2 protein-coding genes and 1 pseudogene are annotated in these 1,485 nt (G+C 45.7%); all 3 read right to left on the bottom strand.

All coding sequences use genetic code 11. The features are described 5' to 3' along the window. A pseudogene (locus ACOTX2_RS24980) lies at nt 1–312 on the bottom strand (RHS repeat protein); the annotation flags it as partial. Nucleotides 313–643: 331 nt separating this feature from the next. Beyond that, nucleotides 644–841 (bottom strand): hypothetical protein, encoded by a 198-nt coding sequence (locus tag ACOTX2_RS24975; protein ID WP_023300305.1) that lies wholly within the window; start codon nt 839–841, stop codon nt 644–646. A gap of 14 nt (nt 842–855) precedes the next feature. Continuing rightward, on the bottom strand, nt 856–1,485 hold a 630-nt coding region (locus ACOTX2_RS24970), incomplete at its 5' end, for an RHS repeat-associated core domain-containing protein (RefSeq protein ID WP_421626004.1).

Below are 1,485 nucleotides of genomic sequence, written 5' to 3'. Positions count from 1 at the left end.
CTCCGTCTGCGGTCTGTTGCGGTCCCGTGGCTGGCTGATGACCTCCGTCAGGCGGTGCTCGCCGTCGTAGCGGTAGTGCCAGCGGGTCTGGCCATTATCCTTCTCCATGGTGCGTTCGTGGACGTCATAGCGCCAGCGAATGCCGTTCAGCTGCGTCAGGCGGTTGTGCGTGACCTTCTCAGCAGAGCCTTCGTGCGGGTTACCGGTAGTATCCCAGCGGTGCAACCAAGAGCACTGAGAATTACCGGTAACTATATCCCGGCGATGCAGGCGGCCAAGACGGTCATATTCGCTGCGGGTAGACAGCCCCCCTGCGTGCGCCTAGAGCAAGGGCTTATACGTGCTCAAGCTATAATGTATAAGGACTCCACGCCGACAAGGATAAGCAAGGCACGAAAGTAGCGGACAAGATGGTTGTGGAAGGGGAAAATTACTTCTTACAGATTTCTATGAGATAATTTTTTATTTATCTTTTAATCGCTTTGAACAAAAAACGCCCCCCATGCGTGTTTTTAGTTCTCTATTATAATTGGCTAAAGTTAACTTTTACAAAGAACCTCATTGAGCGACTTATTTTGGTTTGTAGTAAAAAACCATCCTTATTACTGATCGACAGGTAATTATTAAAAATGAGGCCAATAATTTAGCTTTTCTTTTTTTCAATGGCTATTAAAACCTCATAAGCATCCTTTTCACTCATTTGAACTTTTTTGGCCTCATCAATGCTCAATTCTTCTTCCTCTTCTTTCATAACTATCCCCCCTGAATAAAACCTAATAAAAAAACGCCCTTCTCTTTCGATAAGGATTACTCCATAATTATTAAATATTATTTTATCCATTGCGCCTCCTTTTTTTAATTTTTCAACGGTGTGATCTTTAATTGATTTAGCGGAGTAGGATCTATGGCCGCCTCTGGGATACCACCTGAAGTATATCCTCCCGGCAACCAAAATTCATTTGCTCCTCGTTCATTTCCTGTTGGCATTCTTAAACCTGTCGGATTATTAATATCAACTCTTAAAGGAGCGTCTCCGAGATCACCTGCATTTAACCCTAACAATCTTTCAAGCTTTGGAATGTTCCCACCCGAACGTCTAATTAAGTCATCAGCAACGGTCCTTGGCATAACAAAGTGGCCTCCTGGAGGACCTAAATGACTAAATTCAGGATTAATACCCCAAACGAACTTAGTAACCCCTCCCTTGAATAGTTCTAAATGCCTACTAATTTTTCCTGCATCGAGGTATGTCGCCGGATTAGGGAAATCTGGCTTTGAAATTCCATGAGTAGCTCGGTAGGCCCGTGCAGCATGACCTCTTGTAGCAAAAGCACCTCGAGTTTTGCTCTGGAAATCATTCCAGCTATTTCTGCACGATAACCCCCACGGATCCACCCATCCCAGCGCATTCGGCGCATACTGGTAAAGATTTATCCCCCCCGCCAGCCCTATCGGGTCCTGCTGCGTAAACCGTCCGCAGTCCGG

It is taken from the genome of Enterobacter cloacae complex sp. IR5412 (genome assembly GCF_049237385.1).
GTDB classification, from domain to species: Bacteria; Pseudomonadota; Gammaproteobacteria; order Enterobacterales; family Enterobacteriaceae; genus Enterobacter; species Enterobacter intestinihominis.
Note: the sequence above shows the minus strand (reverse complement) of the source record. Positions and strands in the feature narration are given on the sequence as shown.

What these genes read in the sequence shown, in the direction of transcription:
- ACOTX2_RS24975 (WP_023300305.1), bottom strand. Translation starts at nt 841, where the DNA reads ATGGATAAAATAATATTTAATAATTATGGAGTAATCCTTATCGAAAGA.